Origin of the sequence: Aquimarina sp. Aq107 (assembly GCF_943733665.1) — a bacterium.
GTDB lineage: Bacteria > Bacteroidota > Bacteroidia > Flavobacteriales > Flavobacteriaceae > Aquimarina.
Map to the genome: position 1 here is coordinate 303297 of NZ_OX030782.1, position 21704 is coordinate 325000.

Below are 21704 nucleotides of genomic sequence, written 5' to 3' on the forward strand. Positions count from 1 at the left end.
ATAACTTTCTTTTTACAATAACAGTTTTCAAAAAGCCTCTTAGAGGCCAAAGATAATTATTTGAATTCTAGCGCAAGCTGTTCTGGTAATAATCTAAAACTTTTTCTGTGATATTTAGTAATTCCATACTTTCGTATTGCCTCTCTATGTTCTGCTGTCGGGTATCCTTTATTTTTTTTCCAATTGTACATTGGGAATTCCTCGTGGATCTTTTCCATATATGCATCACGATATGTTTTTGCTAATACAGATGCCGCAGCAATATTCATATATTTTCCGTCACCCTTAATAACGCAAGTATAGGGTATATTATGATATGGTTTAAACCTATTTCCATCTACAGAAATATGCTCTGGCTGCGGTGTTAATTGTTCGATAGATTTTTGCATGCCTAATATAGAGGCATTTAAAATATTAATTTTATCGATCTCTTCCATATAAATATGTGTCACACCATAGGTAATAGAGCAGTCTTCTAATAGTGGTCGTAGTATTTTGCGTTTAGCTTCGCTAAGTTGTTTGGAGTCGTTTAAGATTTCATTACTAAAATCATCGGGTAAGATAATGGCTGCTGCGGTTACTGGTCCTGCCAGACAACCACGACCAGCCTCATCAGTGCCACATTCGATGAGATCAGGCTTTAATTTTAATTCGAGCATGATACGAAGATAATGTAAGAACTGAACATCAGAAAACTATTTTTAATAATCGATAAAAAAACTTAGTATTAAAACGGGCAATTCATACCTATTGACTTTCGTTAAAAAAGTATATTTTTGCCATCAGTTTACTATATAGATGAAAAAGAACTTAGTATTTATAATTATACTTTTATTAGGATCCATAACCTTTGCCCAAGAAGGAAATGAAGAGGAGATAGATGGAGGAGGTACGAATATTCAGCAGAAACCGGACTTCGCTAAGAGCAAAAGGCCTTTAACCAAAAAAGGTAAGAGTAAACCTCCTATTACAGATTATAAAATCATAGATCTAAAAAATGATACGACCTTTGTAGATACTACATTAACTATACAAAGGGATTATAATTTTAATTACTTGCGTAGGGATGATTTTGGTTTACAGCCTATCAATAATGTAGGGCAGACATATAATAGTTTGGTTAAGATTGAGGAACGAGATCACGTATTACCACTTTTTGGTGCCAGAGCAAGGCATTTTAATTTTATGGAAGTTGAAGATATTAAGTATTACAATGTTCCTACACCACTAACAGAGCTATATTTTAAAACTACTTTCGAACAAGGGCAGCAGTTAGATGCTTTTCTTACAATTAATACTTCTCCTAGATTAAATCTTTCTATTGCATATAAAGGTAATAGGTCACTAGGTAAGTATCAACACGCATTGACCAGTACTGGTAATTTTAGAGCAATGGCTAATTATAGTACTAAAAATGATAGATATAGAATCAAAACTCATTTTGTGTCTCAGGATTTGTTGAATCAGGAAAATGGGGGGTTATCAGAAAATGGGCTCAATCAATATCTTTCTAATACAGAAGAGTTTGAGGATGCAGATGAATTTTCTGATAGAGCTGCTATAGAAGTTAATTTTGAGAATGCTGAAAGTATTTTGTTGGGCAAAAGGTTTTATCTTAATCATAGGTATTCGATCATAAAGAAAACAGATAGCTCAAGTACGGATGTAGCAGTCGGTCATATTCTAGATATAACAGATAAGTCTTTTCAGTTTGACCAGGATGCAGCTAGTGATCTTTTTGGAACGTCTTATGAAACTACTGGTGCTCTATCAGATAAAGTAGCGTTAGAAGATTTTACGAATCAACTATTTTTAAATGTTGATAATGCCTGGTTAGGTAATTTAAGAGTTAATGCCGGATATTCTGATTATAATTATGGTTATAATACGATTGTTACTCTAGAAGGAGGAACTGATATCACAAATAGGATTAAAGGTAATGTACTTACGGTAGGTGGCTCCTATCAAAAGAATTACAAAGGATTTCAATTAGCTGCTAACGGAATGTCAATCATCTCAGGAGATTTTGATGGGAATTTTCTAAATGCATCTGCAGGATATCAACTACGTGATTATGGGTTACAATTAGGAATTAGCTCAAATTCCACAGCTCCTAATTATAATTTCTTATTGTATCAAAGTGATTATGTGGGATACAATTGGCAGAACTTCAACAATGCTGATGAAGATGATAATTTTAAAAATATAGAAACTCAAAAAGTTCAGGCGAATATCCAAGTAAAAAAGTTTGCAAATCTTGAAGCAAGTTTCACTACAATTGATAATTACACATATTTCACCAAAGGAACGGATTCTTTAACAGTTCCAGAGCAGTATGATGGTAAGGTAGAGCTCCTGAAATTGAAGCTTTCTCAAAACCTCAATTTTGGATGGTTGGGGATTGATAATTCCATTCTATATCAAAACGTTTCTGGAGGAGAAGTTTATAGAGTTCCAAATGTAGTTACACGTAATAGTGTTTACTATCAAGATTATTGGTTTAAACGCGCATTATTTTTACAAACAGGAGTCACTTTTAAGTACTATTCAGAATATGATGCCGATGGATATGATCCGGTATTATCAGAGTTTTATGTACAAAGTCAGAATGAGATTGATTATTTTGATCAATTTGATAATAGTGACCCTGATAATATTGTAGATACCAGACAAACTTTTGGTGGTTTTCCTCAATTTGATATATTTTTTAATGCTAAAATTAGACAAACTCGAATCTACTTTAAGGTAGAAAATTTTGGAGAAGCTTTTAATCAGAATAACGAATTTTCTGCTCCAGGATATGCACCACGTGATGCTGTTATTCGTTTTGGATTGGTATGGAACTTCTTTCTATAATATATATAAACCTCCTGGTAAAGCTTATTTATTAGTTTATTAGTTGGTTGTTTTTTTACGAACCTTTCTTTTGGTCTTAATGGACATTGATAATATATTTTTTGAAATGATTCACAATATACGGACGTATAAAATTAGTCTACTCATTAAGTGTTTTTCTTGGACTCTCTGAAGTTTTTTACTCTACATATTTTTATTTTATACATACTTTGATATAATTTCTTTTTTTAAGAAGTAAGGTGGTTAGTTATAAAATGTTTTAGGTGTTTGCATAATGTTCATGAAGTAAGTCGGTATTATGAGAATATTTAAATTTTGGGAATATTCTTCTTTTATAAAATTATATTTAAGGAGGTTATTTTGTTAAATAACTATTAAGAAACCATTTTTTGATCAGATTATTAAAAAATAATTAACATTTAAAGGTATTAGTGTATTGAAAAAATCTATAATACCAATATTATTTGTTTTGATCTTTTTTTAAGGTATTTTGAAAAGGTTAAATGTATTTAATAATCTGTTAATCATTATTTTATATAATTTTTTGATTTTAAAAATTTAAGAATAAAATCTCACTTGTATATACTTTGTTAAGATTGATATATTGCTAAATTTAGGTTAAGTTTATTGTAGCTTTGACAAAATAAATGTGAAAAAACAACTAAATGTTTATTTGTCTTTTCAGCTAATATTTTAAGCCTAATGAGGAATATATTATTATATCTATTTGTGATCGCAACTCATTTTTGTGTTGCTCAGGAAAACACAGTGACGGGGAAAACTGTAAATTCAAAAAATGGAGAACCATTACCTTTTGTAAATATTATCAATAAAGCCAAAAATACAGGAACTACTTCTGATTTTGATGGTGTATTTTCAATTGTAGTAGAAAATGGAGAAACGTTAGAGTTCAGTTCAGTTGGTTTTAAAACAGTAACAATGGTAATTAAGGATACTGCTGTTTTGGATGTTCAAATGGATGAAGATGTTGCAGAATTAGAATCAGTAGTTGTAATTGGTTATGGTACGCAACGTAAAAAAGAGATTACCGGATCGGTAAGTATTGTGGGTGATGATGTTGTTAGTGAATTACAACCTCAAATCGCAACAGAGGCGCTTAGAGGAACTGTAGCTGGAGTAGAGGTTTCTCAACAAGGAGGAAATCCTGGAGCTGCATTTAATATTAATATTAGGGGAATTTCGTCTAATAGCAATAATAGACCAGATATCTATGTGGATGGAGCACTTACAGATTTTAATAATATAAACCCTGATGATATAGAGACATTTACTGTATTAAAGGATGCTCAAGCTGCAATATATGGTAGTACAGCTGCTAATGGTGTTATTTTAATTACGACCAAAGCAGGAAGAAGAGGTCAAAAACCAAAATTATCCTATAGTAATTACTATGGTTTTCAGCAAGTAACAAAGAAAATTAATGTACTGAATGCAACAGAATACGCTTTAGTGCAAAATGAAAAATTTGTTAATGGAGGTGATCCTATACGTTTTACCAATATAGCTTCTTTAGGAAGGGGAACAGATTGGCAGGAAGAAATTTTTAATACTGCAGCTGTTTTTAATCATGCACTTAGCATAAGAGGAGGAGGGGAAAAATATACTTACTTATTAAGTGGAGCTCATTTAGAGCAAGAAGGCGCAATCGGAGGTAGTAAAGCAAGATATCAAAGGGATAATGTACGTTTAAAATCAGATATATTTTTATCAGAGACTTTTAAAGTACGTACGGATATTAATTATTTATATACAGAAAATGGAGGAATCTTTGCGAATGGTTTAGGTTCAGTAACTTTTAATGCATTGAATTCCGAACCAACAATTCCACTAAGAGATGATAATGGAGTGCTTAGTTTAGGATCTGCAGAGAGCTCTAATGAAGTGTTTAATCCAGTAACTCAGATCGAAAATACTTTTAATGAATTTAGTCAAAATCGATTTTCTGGTTTTCTAAATTTAGAATATGATATTATTCAAAATTTAGAGCTTAATGGAAGGCTTAATATCACTCATCAATCTGGAAAACAACGTTCATTTACTCCTTCATTCGTGTATGGGCCAGGTAAAACAGCCAATGTAGACCCAGGAGAAAATACAGTTTTTGAACAAATAGATAATAACAACAATTATGTGTTTGATTATTTTGCTACCTACAGTAATACATTTGCAGAAAATCATGATGTTACGTTAACAGCGGGAGGAAGTGCTCAACGTTTTTGGGGGTTTGGTTTTAACGGAGTAGCGTTCGATATTCCATTTAACTCATTTGATTTTGCAATATTAAGTAATGGTCGTCCATTTTCTCCATCAATAGATGATGATGAAAGACCTAATCCTGATAACTTATTTGGGAGGTTCGAATACGCAAATACACGTTCTTCTTTATTTGGTAGATTTCAATACGGTTTTAATGGTAAATACTTGTTGTCAGCAGTTTTTAGAAATGATAGGTCATCTTTATTTGCTCCAGGTTTTGAGTCTGCAGATTTTTTTGGTATAACCGCTGGTTGGGTAGTTTCTGATGAGTCATTTATGGAAAATACAGGTATTACTTTATTAAAAATTAGAGGAAGTTACGGAGAACTAGGTAATGATAAAGCATTAGAAACAAGACAAGGTGTATTTAATTTTGATCTACAAGGAGAAGGAGAGTTTCCAATCAATGGAGGTAATACCATTATTAGAGGGGCTGCTCCAGGATCTTTAGGAAACCCTTTCCTAAAATGGGAGGTAGCCAAACAACTTGATGTTGGTTTTGATTTACAACTTTTGGATGGTAGGTTTAATTTTGTCTTTGATTACTTTATTAAGGATACAGAAAATCAAATAGTAGATGTTGACGTTTCTGGTATATTAGGAGGTGGTACTGCTGGAGCAGTTGTAGCTCCGCAAAATGTTGGTGATATACGTAATAAGGGTATGGAGTTTTCTGCGGATTATTCTTTTAATATAGGAAAGTTAGAAATTGGTTTAGGAGCAAATCTTACCGTTATAGATAATGAAGTAACCAAAGTTATTGGAGGAGAATTTATAGAACAAAGTGGTTTTAGATTAGGGCAAGCCGCCGCAAGATTTCAAGAAGGGCTACCAGTAGGTTCTTTTTATGGGTTACAGACTGCAGGAATATTTCAAACGCAAGAAGAAATAGACGACCACGCTACTTATAATTTAGGTGCAACTCCTGCTCCTGGTGATTTAATATTTGTGGATACTAACAATGATGGAGTTGTAGATAATGATGATAGAACGTATTTAGGTGATCCTCTGGGAGATTTTACTTATGGAATTAACCTGTCATTACAATATAAGGGTATTGATTTCTCAATAAGAGGATTTGGATCCCAAGGAAATGAATTACTTCGTTCATATGAAAGGGACAACCCTTTTGTAAACCAATTGGATTATGTGCTAGGTAGATGGACGGGTCCAGGGACGAGTAATGAAATACCAAGGTTAACTACAGAAACTACAAATAATGGATTGTTATCTACCTTTTTCGTAGAAGATGCATCTTATTTTAGAATAAATAATATCCAGTTGGGGTATAGTATTCCTGTAGATCCTTTCAAATCAATTGGTTTAGAGAAGCTTAGAATATATATGTTGGCTACTAACCCATTTACTTTTACAGAATATCGAGGGTATGATCCGGCAGCACAAACAGGTAATATTATAACAAGAGGAATAGATAATGGTTTTTATCCAGCTGTTAGTACTTACTCGATGGGTGTGAATGTTAATTTTTAAAAAGAAAGAAGCAAATTATAACTATGAAAAATATTAAAAATACTTATTTAACGATAGTTGTGTCCATGGCTTTTGTTATGATACCGCTATCCTGTAGTGAAGATTTTACAAATGTAGAACAAGAATTTGAAGTTGGAGTAGACGAATTTTTTCTTGAAGATGAGGCTTTTTTCGAATTGTTAATAAGCGCATATGATCCTTTGGCTTTTAGTTGGCAGACACAGCTTTTTGGAGAGTTTATGTCTGATAATGCTATAGTCGCTGGAGAAGATGGATGTCAGGATATTCCTGAGTTTCAAAGATTAGGTACATTAACACACACAACTACTAATATCGCTGTGGCACGCTTATGGGATTCTCTTTTTGGAGGAGTTTTTAGAGCTTCGTTTTTTTTAGATAATGCACAAACTAGGGAATTTGAAGATAAAGATGTATTTATAGCAGAAGCACGTTTTTTAAGAGCACTTTTTTATTTTGAGTTAGTCCGTAATTTTGGAGGTGTACCTCTAAAAGAATCCCGTTTTTTGCCAGGCGATGAAACAGCAATTCCTAGAAGTTCTATCGAAGAGACTTACGAATTTATCGAAAACGACCTTAATGCAGCAATTCCTGATCTTCCTATTGCTCAATCTCAAGTTGGTAGAGTTACCAGAGGAGGAGCTATGGCATTACTGGGAAAAGTAAAGTTTTACCAAGAAGACTGGGATGGTGCTATCGAAGCACTTACATCTGTTACCACGTTAGGGTTTTCTTTAATGCCTAATTTTGGAGATGTATTTACTACAGCAGGTGAAAATGGTATTGAGTCTGTTTTTGAAATACAATATTCTAATGCAGAAGGTGGTAATTGGAATAATTGGCAAGAAAATGCTGAGAGTGAGGGTAATATAGGGGCGTTCTTTTCAGGTCCCCGTTTAAGTGGAGATCCGGTATATGATGCAGGTTTTAGTTTTAATATACCACAAGCTGATCTAGTAGATTTGTATGTCACTACTGATAGCAGAAAATCTCCTACAATATTAAATTTACTTGAATATTTTGGTGTAACAACCGAACAAGAACTTATTGATAGTGCAATAGAATATACCCCAGGATGTGAAACGGATAGAGGATTTTATTTCAATAAAATTATTCCGCGTACTGGAGAGATAGACGGAGCTAATCAATTTGCTCGATCTCCTTACAATCATAGGTATATAAGATACGCTGATGTGCTGTTAATGTTAGCGGAAGCACATAATAGAAAAGCCGCACCGAATGAGAACTTAGCCAAGAGTTTTTTACGTCAGGTTGTAGACAGAGCACATGGTGCTGGAGTAATAAGTATTCCAGAATCAGGAATGCAACTTACACAAAGAATCTGGGATGAAAGAAGATTGGAATTTGCCGGAGAAGGTGATAGATTTTATGATTTGATAAGAACAAATCAAGCAGCAAGTAGGCTTCCTAATTTTGAAATAGGGAAGCATGAGTTATTTCCTATACCGCTAGATGAGATTCAGTTTTCTCAAGGGAATTGGGCGCAAAACCCAGGTTGGTAATATTTTAATCAAGAGCAAGAAAAATGAAAAATTTTAATTTATTTATAGTATTAGTATTATCAATCTTGTTTGTGGGATGCCAGCAAGACGATAGTAGTACAGCTTTTATTGCAAATGCAGAGGAAGCTATTGTGACAGATGTGATGTTTGGAATTTCCGATGATAATTCAGGAGATGTTACGATTACTCCTTTAGGAAATAATGTGTTATCCTTTGATGTGTTTTTTGGAGATGACACCATAAATCCCGTAACTGTGATCAATGGAGAAAGTGTAGAACATACTTATGCTAGGGAAGGAATCTATGAAATAACAGTGCTTGCTTATAATGCAATTGGAGAAATTAGTGAATACAAAGAAGATCTAGAAGTGTCGTTTAAAGCACCGGAGAATCTTACTTTTCAAGTAATTCCTGATAATAATGACTTCCTAACATATTCGATACAAGCGGATGCGGATTTTGCAACATACATAGAAGTTTATTTTGGAGAGTTTGCAAACGAATTTATACAAATCGCTCCTGGAGATACTGCTACATATACCTATCAGACAGAAGGTGAATATTCAATTACTATTATTGCGTATAGTGGCGGTGCTGCTGTAACTCAAGATATGGGAACTATAGATGTATCTATTCCTCAAGAATTAGAAATTACTTTTGATGATCCAGATGCAATGTATACTTTTAATACTTTTGGAGGTAATCAAACAGTTACGGTAGTTGATAATCCAGATGTTTTTGGAAATTTAAGTCCAAAAGCAGTACAATGGGTGGATGGAAGTCCTAGTGAGGTTTGGGCTGGAGCGGCTATGAGTCTTACTAATAGTATCAATTTTGGAGAAGGGACAATAATTAGTATGAAAGTTTGGTCACCAAGTGCAGGAACTCTTTTTAAGCTTAAAATAGAGAGTCTTGCTGATGCAAATTCGGCAGTCGAAATAGATGTACTTACTACCACCACGAATGCTTGGGAAGTTCTAACATATGATTTTTCCACTACAGACTATGTTACGCAGTTTGCTACTAATCCTGCTAATAATCTAGTTATATTTCCAAACTTTGGAGTAGATGGAGGTAATGTTACATATTATATAGATAATATTATACAAGGAGAACAATCTCTTGATACAGTTTTACCGATTCTTCCAATTGATTTCGAAAGTAGTGCGGGAACATTTAATCTATTTGGGTTTGGCGGCTCAGCTACAGAAGATGTAGTAGGTCAGGTTATAAATAATCCAGATGCCTCAGGGATTAATACTTCTTCTAAAGTTGGAACACTTAATAAACCGGTAGATGCAGAAGTGTTTGCTGGAGTAGCTATTCCACTAAGAGACGGTTATGCAATTGATTTTTCTGGTTCTACTTTAATTAGTGTAGATGTTTGGTCGCCTAGATCAGGGATACCAGTTTTACTTAAAATTGAAAATTCTGCAGGGGATGCAGCAGAAATAGAAGTGATGACAACACAATCTAATTCCTGGGAGACATTAACCTATGATCTTAATAATGCACCTGGTTTTAATAGTTCCATTGATTATACTCAAGTAGACTTATTCTTTGATTTTGGAACTGCAGGGATGGGTGAAGTATTTTATTTTGATAATATCAGACAATAATTTTAATGAAATTCATAGTATGAAAAATTTTAAATATTTATATAATATCAGTATTGTTTCTCTGATTTTGATAGTATGCGGCTGTCAGGAAGAAGAGTTCGAATTTGGTGATATAAGTGCTCCAACGATTAGCTCTGTATTGGCAGAAGCACCTAGCCTTGGAGATCCAGAATATGGAACCGGAAATGTGTTTTTCGATTTGCAGGGAGAAGATATTATAACCTACATTATTTATACGGGTGATGGTAGATCAGAATCGTTTAAGTTTGATGGAAATGCTAAGGCGATGATTAATTATGCGGCACCTGGTATTAATACATATACGTACACAATTATTGCAGTAGGTATAGGAGGTATAACTTCGTCTACCACAGGAGAAGTAACTGTATTCACAGATTTAGATGACACAACTAAATCAATTTTTGGATTGTTAGCAGGAAGTACAACCGCTGATTCTTCTAAAACCTGGAAACTAGATGCTGGTGATGAACCAGGTTTTTATGGAGTAGGACCTGGAGGAGTAAATGTTCCACAAAATGATGGAGATCTTGTGTATTGGTGGGCACCGACTTCGTCCGATTTTAATGAAGATTGTTTATTTAATGATGAATTGACATTTAATTTTGATCTTGAAAATTTTACACTGTCTATGTCTACCGATAATATGGGAGACACTTGGTATCACGATGATTATACACCAGGAATTCCAGGAGGAAGTAATACAGCAGAGTGTTTGGAGGCTACTCCACCTTCAGTTTCTGTGTCTATTACAAATGCAGGTTCAGAATTATTACCAGAATTCACAACAGATAGAGCAATCGAATTAGGAGGAGATGGTTTTATGGGACTTTATATAGGGAATGCAACTCGTACCTATGAAATACTATCTATCGATTGTAATCTGGTGTCGTTAAGAATATTTTTCTTTGATGATGAAGAGGATAGATTTAATGCTTGGTATTTAAGATTCAGGGCTGTAGAAGATGCTACCGATTGCGGAATCACATTGCCAAATTAATGTAATTGCTAAAAAAAATAAATATGAAAAATGTTATAAATTATATATTCGTTTTTATGTCATTATCATTCATGTCATGCAATGAGGATAATGAGGTGTTTCAGGTTGATAGACCGAGTAACTTAACTTTTACAGTTGATGTAGTTGGTGAAACTCCTGAAATGCCCAATGGAGATGGGTCAGGAATGGTAATTATTGAAGCAACAGCTACCGGTGTTGTGAAATATGATTTCTATATTAATGATACAAAAAGAGCATCTACTCTGGATGGAAAATACACGCACACTTTTGAGGCACTTGGTGTCAATCAAAATGACATAAGAGTAGAAGCTGTCGGTCTTTCTGGAGGGGTTTCTCAACAAACCAGAAGTATCAGTATTCTTAGAGAAGAGGATACTACGGATGGAGAATTGATAATTTCTGGACCGCTTCCGGGACAAGCACTTGTATGGTCAGATGAGTTTGATGGCGGTAGTTTAGATACTTCTAATTGGGTTTTTGAGACTGGGGATTTAGGAGTGAATAATGAGTTACAACGCTACACCGACAGAAGTGATAATTTAGTGGTTGAGGATGGACTTCTTAAAATTACAGCAAAAGCAGAACAGTTAGATGGTAATGCATATACTTCTGCAAGAATAAAAACACAAGGTAAACGCGAATTTAGATTCGGAACGATGGAAGCTAGAATAAAATTAGCTTTAGGGCAAGGTACTTGGCCAGCTTTTTGGATGTTAGGAGCTAATATAGATGAAGTTGGATGGCCAGTTTGTGGAGAAATAGATATTATGGAGTATGTAGGGAGAAACCCTATACGCACATATTCGAATGTATTCTTTCCTGGGAATACAGGAGCTGATAATACTACATCAAGATCTTTAGATGTAGATGGACTAGATGAAGGCTTTCATGTTTTTAGAGCAGAGTGGGATACTAATAAAATAGTGTTCAAAGTAGATGGGGTAGAATATAACACATTTACAATCACCGATGGTTTACCATTTAGAGATGATTTCTTTTTCATCCTTAACGTGGCAATGGGTGGAGATTTTGGTGGTACTGTTAGTCCCGATTTTACAGAAGCTACTATGGAAGTTGATTATGTAAGAGTATACCAATAAATAATAATGGAGTTTCACTAAATTAAATTAGTTGTTTTTTTAAAATGCTGAAGATGTAAATATCTTCAGCATTTTTTATTTGTTATAGAAACGATATTATTTAGAGGGGTATTTTTTTTTGAGCACACAAATACTATCATTGTTTATACTGGCTAAATAATATTGTTGATTTTTAATTTTAATTTTTTCAATATCCCTAGCAGGACCTTGAATTTCAAACAAGCTCTTATTATCCTTAAAAAATCCACCTTTCTGATCATTTATTAATAACATTCCATGAAAAGCATCAAGTCTGGATAGTTGAGTGTTTAATTCATAATTATTACCAGATAATAAGATGTCATCGTAATTGTCGTTATTAAAGTCATCGATATACATTGTGTTAATGCAGGAAATTTGAGCTTCTTTGGGCAAGGCTTTTTTCGAGAAAGTACCATCACCATTGTTTAAGAAATAACAACTTTGTAGTTCTGTTACTCTTTTTTTAATGGCAGTTTTGATTTTTTGTTCCGGAAGATATTCTGAGAAATTTGCCTTAGCAAATTTAGCATAAGATAAATGCCTTTTGTTGATAACAGGCATTTGCTTACTCAATTCATCTTTATTGTTAAAAACCGTTTCTGTCCCTTGATAAAAATGTGTTATTACAGGATCCATTTTTCCATTATCATCAAAATCACTAAGCATAAGAGTTATAGGTTCTTCTTGACTCGCAGTTAATCTAGTGTTTAATCCCCAATTCCCGCCAATAATATCAATGTCTCCATCATTATCAATATCGCTAGCTTTTACAGAATTCCAGAAACCAAATGTGTTTTTTAGGTTACTTTTTTTATCTAATTTGAAAATATTGTTTTTATTAATAAATATTTGGATTGGCATCCAATATCCAGCTATTATAATATCCGCTTGGTTATCATTATTTATATCCGCAAATGTTACATCCTGAACTAATCCTATAGAATTGAATTCTGGAGCAATAGTTTTTGTTACATCAAGAAAGTTTCCAGTTCCGTCGTTTTCAAAAATATAATTCTGAGGATTCATGCCAAATGCAGAAGGAATACTATTAGAACCTATAAGTATATCTTGATCACCATCACTATCAAAATCAAATGCTTTGACAACTGATCCATTAATTGATAAGTTTTTAAAGCTTTGATAATCTCGAATAAATGATCCTTTTTGGTTTCTAAAATAATAAACAGAAAGATTATCAGTTGTTGCTCCAGTTTCGTTTCCTCCATTAATGACAATGAGATCAAGATCATTGTCATTATCAGTATCAATAAATATGTTATCTGTATTTTCTGATTGAAAAGTTTCGTCTATTTCTGGGGTTTTTAATGCCGTAAATATTCCATCAGTTCCTTGTATAAATAGTTGAGCAGGTTTTCCTTTGGCAGCTCCTATGAAAAAATCATCATTACCATCACTGTTTATATCACCAACAGTAATTTCTGGTCCCTGATTAGTATTCATATATGGGATAAGAATATCTCTATTAAATTCATTATAATTATTATCATTATGGCGGTATGGTATTTTTTGAGAAACATTAGTCAGTAGTGATTCCGTGTTTTTTTTAGTTGTTATTGCGTAAAAATCATGCTTGGCCTCTTGTTTATTAACCTTTAATGATTGGTTGCTACTAATGTTTTTTAAAGTTTGAAAAGATCCTCCGGGCCAAACTATGGTTAAAGAATCTAAGGTGTTATGAGGTCCTAGGCCTATATGCATTTTGGGTGAAACGGCAGAAATATATCCTCTGGAAGGGTAATTTTCTTGAGTAATAGTTTGATTTTTTGTATAAGCAATAACCTTAGATCCAATACCAAATCTATTATTTGTAGGCCCATTAAATTCAATAGCTAAATAGTTGTTTTCCTTAGATAGTGTATTGCTGTTATTTTCCATGATCATAGCAGGTTCATTCACATTATTTGTGACTAGATCTAAATCTCCGTCATTATCTAAATCTACATAAACAGCTCCATTACTAAAGGATGGTTTTTTTTCAAACCAGGTGTCAGTGACATCTTCAAAATCAAAACCGTTTTTATTCTTAAATAAATAATTTGGAGTGTGTTTTTTTGGTAATCTATCTACTAATTTTAAATCATTCTCAGACATATTTGTGCTGATTTGATTTGATATAATTCCGTTAGAAATGAAACTAACAAAATCTTTATCATTAGTAGCTCCGTATATTCCATTAGTAATGTAGATGTCTTTAAATCCATCATTGTCAAGGTCGGCAAATAATCCAGCCCAAGACCACTCTGTACCAGAAACACCAACCTGATATGAAATATCACTAAAGTTTAAGTTTCCATTATTGAGTTGTAAGGTGTTTCTAATAAATTGAGGATGATAGCCTTTCTTTAGATATTGATTAAAGTTTTGATAATTCATGTCACTTTCTGTAGTTTTTAAACTTTGTAAATCATCAGAAAGCATATCTAACGATAGAATATCCATGCGACCATCGTTATTAAAATCAGCAATATCATTGCCCATAGAGAAGTTAGTGGTATGACCAAATTTTTTAAAATCTTGAGATAAAATATCTTTAAAAGTTCCATCTTTTTGGTTTATGTATAAGTAATCATTTTCAAAAAAGTCATTACCAACATAAATATCTGGATAACCATCATTGTTTATATCACTTACGGATACCCCAAGTCCATAACCAATAATACTACTAAAGATTTTTGATTCATTGGTGGCATCCTTATAAACTCCATTATCATTTATAAAAAATTTATCACCAGCTAGAGAATCTTTTACAAGTCGTTTTTTAGAATCTCCATATGTTCTTTTTGGATATACCGAATAGTGTAGAACGTATAAGTCTAGATCTCCATCAAGATCATAATCCAAAAAAGCAGCTTGATTAGAGAAGCCAATAATATCTAATCCATATTTTTTTGCTTCTTCTTTAAAAACAGGAATTCCATTTTGATTAAGCCCCTGGTTTACATATAATAGATTTTTACCTTTTTTATTTCGGTGTTTTCCGAGTTTTGAGATATAGATGTCTAACCACCCGTCATTATTGATGTCTACATGGGTAACACCAGATGACCAACCATCTGTATTGTTTATTCCAGATGGTTTAGTAATGTCTTCAAATTTCAGATTCCCTCTATTCAAATATATTTTGTCACTCTCCATATTAGCAACAAAATATAAGTCAGTTAAACCGTCATTATTAAAGTCAGCACTTGTTACGCCGGCTCCAATATAAAAATATAAGTAGTTAAGAGCATTCCAATCTGATGTATTTGTTAAAGTGTTGGAGAAATTAATTGATGTCTCTTTAGAACTTTTTAGTGTAAATAATTTAGTTTGTTTTTTCTTATTACAATTTAAAAAGAGTAGTGCTAAAAATGTATAAAAAATGAATTTTGTATGGAATATTTTCATTTTGTTTTTCATCTAAGTGTTGTAGCTTTAAAAATAGGACTTTACAAAACGATTTGCCATTATTTATGTAGATATTTTTGTTTTTATTTTAAATCACAAAAATTAAGATATTTTATTGAAATTATTTTTAATCATCTTTTAATAAGTATGTTAAGATAATTTTTAGTATATTTGATAGACTACCTTAGCCCAAAAGATAGCATTTAATGAATCGTATTTGTTTTTTACTTTTTCTACTTCAATTTCTTTCTTTTTCACAATCTATTGAAACTAAGATTTTACCTAAGATTACCCATTATGATACTAAAAATATGGGATTTGGTGCACAATCTTGGGATATTGAACAAGATGAAAATGGAATTATATACATAGCAAATGAAAATAAAGTTTTAATCTTTGATGGAAGTGAATGGAATTCTGTAGCAACCAATAATGCAATGGTTAATAGAAGTCTATTTGTTAAGAATAAAGATTCAATTTATTTTGGAGCTGATGGGCATTTTGGATTGTTAAAAAACCAATTAAAAAACACATATAATGTTTCCTTATTAAACAATGTTGATAAAGGTGTTTCTGACAGTGCAGAAGAGTATTGGAGGATACATGAAATTAATGATGAAGTTGTTTTTCAAACATTTGGTAATCTATACATAAATCAAGGTAATATCATTACCAAAATCCCTGCTCCTTGTTGTTTTAAATGGAGCTATAAAATTGATAATGATTTATATGTTAATGACGATAAACATGGGGTTTTTAAGTTGTCAGAAACTAGTCTATTACCGGTTTATGATAATGAGGAATTAAATGCAAATATTATAGGAATAACTGATGATCGTGATGATTTAATTTTGATTAGTGATACCAAAGGATTGTTTAGATTGCGTAATGATGAAGTTACGACTTTGGATTTCCCTTTGTCGGATGAGATAAGAAAAGCGCAAATTTTTTCTTTTTTAAAATTAAAAGATGGAAGAATTGCTTTGGGAACAGTATCGAATGGGTTGTATATACTTGACCTAGACACAGGAAAAGTTGAAAATATCAATAAGTTAAAGGGGTTGCAAAACAATACTGTTTTGTCAATATTTCAAGATGATGAGCATAATCTATGGTTGGCATTAGATTACGGTGTTGATTATTTAAAATTAAATTCTTCTCTTAAATATTTTTATGATTACTATGGTAAATTAGGGACCACATATGCGGCTGTAAAGAATGAGGATTTTTATTATATAGGAACAAATCAAGGGCTTTATTCTTTAAATGTAAAATCAATTACTGATGAAGAGGATTTTGAACAGTTGCTTAATGGTCAGGTCTGGAACTTAGTTTCAATTAATAACAATGTGTTTGTTGGTCATGATACTGGAGCGTATACATTGAGTGGAAAGATTCTTAAAAAAATGGGTTTTAGCAAAGGAGCCTGGGATTTTAGATCTTTTAAGATAGATAATAAAGATGTTATTATTTCTCCAAATTACAATGGAGTGTCCTTATATGAAAAAATAGAAGAGAATTGGCAAGAATATCAGCTTAAAGGTTTTAGTAAATCAGTAAGGTATCTAGAGGTAGATGAAGATAATTATATTTGGTTAGCTCTGCGGTCAGAAGGTGTTTTTAAGTTTAGATTGGACTATAGGGGGAAAAAACTTTTGCAAGAAAGCTTTTTTCCTTTAAGTGATTTTGAAGGTGGGGTGTTGTCTTTGTCTAAAATAGATAATGAGATAATGATTACTTCAGGTTTTTATTCATATCTATATAAATCGAATAGTAATTCTTTTGTAAAGAAACAACTAGGGGAGAAGAAAGGATATTCTCCTAGAATTATAAAAAAAAATGAAGAAACTTGGTATGTTGATAATGAGAGTGTAGTTATAGAGAATGAAAAGGAAGTTGTTAATCTCAGAGAATTGCAAGATCAATTGGTTCCTGATGTTCTAAATACTTTTACATTGGATGAAAAGCACGAGCTTATTCCTATATATAGTGGTTTTTCGGTTTATGTTAGAGATAATTTAACCCCTCTAGAGAATATAAGAGAAAATGTTTTAATTAGGGATTTTGTTTCAGTTGGGAGTAAAGTGTCTTATGAAGAGGAATCGGATATACCTTTTAAGGATAATGATCTTAAGATAAGGTATGCTTTACCTATATATGGTAAAAAAGTTACATTTCAATCAAGATTAAATGATCAAGAGTGGAGTGATTGGACGACTTCTACCGAACATACCTTGTATAATTTGAAGGAAGGCAATTATACATTTTATGTAAAAGCAAAGTATGATGAAATTGTAAAAGAGTCTTCTTTTATGTTTACGATAAAGCCTCCTTTATATAGGACATCTTGGGCATATTGTTTTTATGTTTTGTTGATTGGAGGGATGCTTTTTATAGCACGTTTTGTTAATCGTTATAAAATGAAAAAGCAAAAAAAGAAATTACTTGAATTAAAAGAAGAAAAACTAAAGAAACAAGAAGAAGAACATAAGGCACAAAAGTTAGAACAAGAACGAAGGATAATCGAACTTAAGAACTCTAAATTGGAAAGTGAGGTGAAAGCAAAAAGTAGAGAACTTACACAAATAGCTTATGTCAACCTGAATAAAAATAAAATTTTAAAAAAGATTAGGGATAAAATTGTAAAAATTCAAGAATCTCCTAATTCAAGATCTCATGATAGTAATTACATGGATTTAAAAAGATTAGTAGAATATTATATAACCGACAAAGAGAGTAAAATATTTAAAATAAATTTCGATAAGTCGCATCAAGAGTTTTATGAACGTTTGTCAAAACAGTATCCGAGTTTGACATCAAAAGATCTTAGGTTGTGTGCTTATCTTAAAATGAACTTATCTTCTAAGGAAATAGCTCCTTTATTAGGGATAAGTCCACAGAGTGTCGATGTTAATAGGCATAAACTTCGAAAAAAATTGCAACTAGATCCAGAAAGTAATCTAACTAATTTTTTAATGATATTCTAAACGTTAGAATTGTTGGTTCTTTATATAGATAGTTTCATCTTTTGCTTCAATAACTTTGTTTGTAATGGCTAAAGATGCAGTTGTTATAGGATAATCTTTATGTATGGCTTATACGTTACTTAATAAAGTATATGTTATTTAATAGATATTTTTAGTTGTTGGTTAAATGTGGTATAATAATAAGGACAGGATGTTATTTGGTTTGATATTGTTATTTTGATTTAATGTTGATTATTTTCTATTTTTTTTATTTGTGTAAACCGTATGTTTCTAGGTTGTTATAAAAAGATTAAAATTTTCTTCAAAAAAGTTGTTGTTGATTAGAAAAAGGGTTGTATGTTTGCACCCGCAAAACGGGATATTGTTTTGTTAAGTTCATTGAGATTATTTTTGTTTGTTTGGGTCAGGTTTTACTGGGGTTTAGGTGCTTTTGTAGATTTGGTTCAGGGTCCAAAAAAAACTTTAATTTTTTTTAAAAAAGTTTTGCAGGATTAAAAAGAGGTTGTATATTTGCACCCGCTTTGAGAAACAAGCGAAGTTCATAAGAATAAAAGTTGTACTGGAGTAGAGTGATTAGGTTCATTTATAGGGTTCGATTCCTTGTTGATTTTCAATTAACGACTGGCAATGAAGATTGTTTTCGGTTAGTTAAAAAAGTTCATTGATATATTGATTGACAGCGCGTATTATGGTTGTATTTATTTACGATCATATTACAGATAAGAATTAAGACTAGAAGCATTTTTGAGATACGATTTAAAATTCCTGTTGTTATTGTTAAATAATATTTAAGAATACACGATGAAGAGTTTGATCCTGGCTCAGGATGAACGCTAGCGGCAGGCTTAACACATGCAAGTCGAGGGGTAACGTGAGTGCTTGCACTTGACGACGACCGGCGCACGGGTGCGTAACGCGTATAGAACCTACCTTATAGTAAGGGATAGCCCAGAGAAATTTGGATTAATACCTTATAGTATGATAAGATGGCATCATTTAATCATTAAAGATTTATTGCTATAAGATGGCTATGCGTTCTATTAGCTAGTTGGTATGGTAACGGCATACCAAGGCAACGATAGATAGGGGTCCTGAGAGGGAGATCCCCCACACTGGTACTGAGACACGGACCAGACTCCTACGGGAGGCAGCAGTGAGGAATATTGGACAATGGAGGCAACTCTGATCCAGCCATGCCGCGTGTAGGAAGACTGCCCTATGGGTTGTAAACTACTTTTATAGAGGAAGAAACAGTTCCACGTGTGGAACTCTGACGGTACTCTACGAATAAGGATCGGCTAACTCCGTGCCAGCAGCCGCGGTAATACGGAGGATCCAAGCGTTATCCGGAATCATTGGGTTTAAAGGGTCCGTAGGCGGGTCTGTAAGTCAGTGGTGAAAGTTTTCGGCTCAACCGGAAAATTGCCATTGATACTGCAGGTCTTGAATCATTATGAAGTGGTTAGAATAAGTAGTGTAGCGGTGAAATGCATAGATATTACTTAGAATACCGATTGCGAAGGCAGATCACTAATAATGTATTGACGCTAAGGGACGAAAGCGTGGGTAGCGAACAGGATTAGATACCCTGGTAGTCCACGCCGTAAACGATGGTTACTAGCTGTTCGGACTTCGGTCTGAGTGGCTAAGCGAAAGTGATAAGTAACCCACCTGGGGAGTACGTTCGCAAGAATGAAACTCAAAGGAATTGACGGGGGCCCGCACAAGCGGTGGAGCATGTGGTTTAATTCGATGATACGCGAGGAACCTTACCAGGGCTTAAATGTAGTATGACAGGTTTAGAGATAGACTTTTCTTCGGACATATTACAAGGTGCTGCATGGTTGTCGTCAGCTCGTGCCGTGAGGTGTCAGGTTAAGTCCTATAACGAGCGCAACCCCTGTTGTTAGTTGCCAGCGAGTAATGTCGGGAACTCTAGCAAGACTGCCGGTGCAAACCGCGAGGAAGGTGGGGATGACGTCAAATCATCACGGCCCTTACGTCCTGGGCCACACACGTGCTACAATGGTAGGTACAGAGAGCAGCCACTGGGTGACCAGGAGCGAATCTATAAAACCTATCACAGTTCGGATCGGAGTCTGCAACTCGACTCCGTGAAGCTGGAATCGCTAGTAATCGGATATCAGCCATGATCCGGTGAATACGTTCCCGGGCCTTGTACACACCGCCCGTCAAGCCATGGAAGCTGGGGGTACCTGAAGTCCGTCACCGTAAGGAGCGGCCTAGGGTAAAACTGGTAACTGGGGCTAAGTCGTAACAAGGTAGCCGTACCGGAAGGTGCGGCTGGAACACCTCCTTTCTAGAGAAAGACGATACTCAGGAATTGTTATTTTGAGGTGTTTTTAGTCTTAAGCTGTTAATTAATTAAACAATAGTTGTTAGTTTTTGGTTGTTAGTTGTTAGTATTTTTTTTAAAATATTTATAACGATCAACAAAAAACCACCAACCATCAACTATGAAGAAGTCTCATAGCTCAGCTGGTTAGAGCGCTACACTGATAATGTAGAGGTCGGCAGTTCGAGTCTGCCTGAGACTACTAAGTCTACGGACTTAAAATTAGTTCATTGATTATATTACTGAAAGGAAATTTTAGAAGTTGAGAATTCATTACTTCATCATTCGGGATTCTGAATTCGACATTTAGGATTTCATTAATGGGGGATTAGCTCAGCTGGCTAGAGCGCCTGCCTTGCACGCAGGAGGTCATCGGTTCGACTCCGATATTCTCCACAATTCTTTAGATATAGGGATTGATAGTTGCTAAAACACAGGATTCACAAGTTGAAAAAGTTTTTGGTTTCATTGATTTTTATATTGATTATAGGAAAAACGTTCATTGACATATTGATTTAAAGAATACGAGCGTTAGATGTTCTCACAGGAGACATTTAACGACAAAAATAAAAGAGTGATGATATTTATTTATCATCAAAAACTAAAAGAGCAAGTTAAAGCAAGACGCATAAGCTAATTAAGGGCGTATGGGGAATGCCTAGGCTCTCAGAGGCGATGAAGGACGTGATAAGCTGCGAAAAGCTGTGGGGAGTGGCACATACACTATGATCCGCAGATATCCGAATGGGGCAACCCGGCATATTGAAGATATGTCACCTAGCAATAGGAGCGAACCCGGAGAACTGAAACATCTAAGTACCCGGAGGAGAAGAAAACAATAGTGATTCCGTTAGTAGTGGCGAGCGAACGCGGATTAGCCCAAACCAGTATTGTTACGGCAATGCTGGGGTTGTAGGACCACGTTATAAGATGTATATTGAATTAGAACAGTTTGGAAAGACTGACCACAGAGGGTGATAGTCCCGTATAGGTAAGATATATTGATTTA

General features: G+C 33.7%; 9 protein-coding genes, 2 tRNA genes and 2 rRNA genes (1 of these 13 only partly in view). 11 read left to right on the forward strand and 2 right to left on the reverse strand.

Annotation, left to right across the window (positions count from 1 at the left end; all coding sequences use genetic code 11):
* Positions 1-56: 56 nt before the first annotated feature.
* Positions 57-659, reverse strand: a complete 603-nt coding sequence (locus NMK29_RS01295) for a ribonuclease HII (RefSeq protein WP_027395379.1) — start codon at positions 657-659, stop codon at positions 57-59.
* Positions 660-798: 139 nt separating this feature from the next.
* Between NMK29_RS01295 and NMK29_RS01300 the strand changes: the two genes are divergently transcribed.
* The 6 genes from NMK29_RS01300 to NMK29_RS01325 all read left to right on the forward strand — a co-directional run bounded on the left by NMK29_RS01300 (position 799) and on the right by NMK29_RS01325 (position 11923).
* Entirely contained in the window at positions 799-2856 is a 2058-nt protein-coding gene (locus NMK29_RS01300) for a putative porin (RefSeq protein ID WP_108805270.1), read from the forward strand.
* 702 nt (positions 2857-3558) lie between these two features.
* Positions 3559-6624, forward strand: coding sequence for a TonB-dependent receptor (locus tag NMK29_RS01305; protein WP_108805271.1), 3066 nt, complete (start codon positions 3559-3561; stop codon positions 6622-6624).
* Between the two features lie 23 nt (positions 6625-6647).
* Complete coding sequence (locus NMK29_RS01310; RefSeq protein ID WP_108805272.1) at positions 6648-8165, forward strand: RagB/SusD family nutrient uptake outer membrane protein; 1518 nt, start codon at positions 6648-6650, stop codon at positions 8163-8165.
* Positions 8166-8188: 23 nt separating this feature from the next.
* Positions 8189-9784, forward strand: coding sequence for a PKD domain-containing protein (locus tag NMK29_RS01315; RefSeq protein ID WP_108805273.1), 1596 nt, complete (start codon positions 8189-8191; stop codon positions 9782-9784).
* A gap of 19 nt (positions 9785-9803) precedes the next feature.
* A complete protein-coding gene (locus NMK29_RS01320) occupies positions 9804-10802 on the forward strand; it encodes a hypothetical protein (protein WP_159092346.1) in 999 nt (332 codons plus the stop codon).
* A gap of 23 nt (positions 10803-10825) precedes the next feature.
* Positions 10826-11923, forward strand: coding sequence for a family 16 glycosylhydrolase (locus NMK29_RS01325; protein WP_108805275.1), 1098 nt, complete (start codon positions 10826-10828; stop codon positions 11921-11923).
* A gap of 96 nt (positions 11924-12019) precedes the next feature.
* Here the strand turns inward: NMK29_RS01325 and NMK29_RS01330 are convergent, their stop codons facing one another.
* Entirely contained in the window at positions 12020-15364 is a 3345-nt protein-coding gene (locus NMK29_RS01330; RefSeq protein ID WP_234424336.1) for a VCBS repeat-containing protein, read from the reverse strand.
* Positions 15365-15558: 194 nt separating this feature from the next.
* On the opposite strand from NMK29_RS01330, the gene NMK29_RS01335 reads away from it, so the two are divergent.
* The 5 genes from NMK29_RS01335 to NMK29_RS01355 all read left to right on the forward strand — a co-directional run.
* On the forward strand, positions 15559-18339 hold the full coding sequence (locus NMK29_RS01335; protein ID WP_108805276.1) for a hypothetical protein: 2781 nt from the start codon (positions 15559-15561) through the stop codon (positions 18337-18339).
* Positions 18340-19137: 798 nt separating this feature from the next.
* A 16S ribosomal RNA gene (locus NMK29_RS01340) occupies positions 19138-20659 on the forward strand.
* Positions 20660-20823: 164 nt separating this feature from the next.
* Positions 20824-20897 (forward strand) — tRNA-Ile (locus tag NMK29_RS01345).
* Between the two features lie 120 nt (positions 20898-21017).
* A tRNA-Ala gene (locus tag NMK29_RS01350) sits at positions 21018-21091 on the forward strand.
* A gap of 230 nt (positions 21092-21321) precedes the next feature.
* Positions 21322-21704, forward strand: a 23S ribosomal RNA gene (locus NMK29_RS01355) (it continues 2439 nt past the right edge of the window).
* Together the 16S and 23S rRNA genes with 2 tRNA genes alongside form the textbook arrangement of a ribosomal RNA operon.

What these genes read in the sequence shown, in the direction of transcription:
- NMK29_RS01295 (WP_027395379.1), bottom strand. Translation starts at nt 659, where the DNA reads ATGCTCGAATTAAAATTAAAGCCTGATCTCATCGAATGTGGCACTGAT.
- NMK29_RS01300 (WP_108805270.1), top strand. Translation starts at nt 799, where the DNA reads ATGAAAAAGAACTTAGTATTTATAATTATACTTTTATTAGGATCCATA.
- NMK29_RS01305 (WP_108805271.1), top strand. Translation starts at nt 3,559, where the DNA reads ATGAGGAATATATTATTATATCTATTTGTGATCGCAACTCATTTTTGT.
- NMK29_RS01310 (WP_108805272.1), top strand. Translation starts at nt 6,648, where the DNA reads ATGAAAAATATTAAAAATACTTATTTAACGATAGTTGTGTCCATGGCT.
- NMK29_RS01315 (WP_108805273.1), top strand. Translation starts at nt 8,189, where the DNA reads ATGAAAAATTTTAATTTATTTATAGTATTAGTATTATCAATCTTGTTT.
- NMK29_RS01320 (WP_159092346.1), top strand. Translation starts at nt 9,804, where the DNA reads ATGAAAAATTTTAAATATTTATATAATATCAGTATTGTTTCTCTGATT.
- NMK29_RS01325 (WP_108805275.1), top strand. Translation starts at nt 10,826, where the DNA reads ATGAAAAATGTTATAAATTATATATTCGTTTTTATGTCATTATCATTC.
- NMK29_RS01330 (WP_234424336.1), bottom strand. Translation starts at nt 15,364, where the DNA reads ATGAAAAACAAAATGAAAATATTCCATACAAAATTCATTTTTTATACA.
- NMK29_RS01335 (WP_108805276.1), top strand. Translation starts at nt 15,559, where the DNA reads ATGAATCGTATTTGTTTTTTACTTTTTCTACTTCAATTTCTTTCTTTT.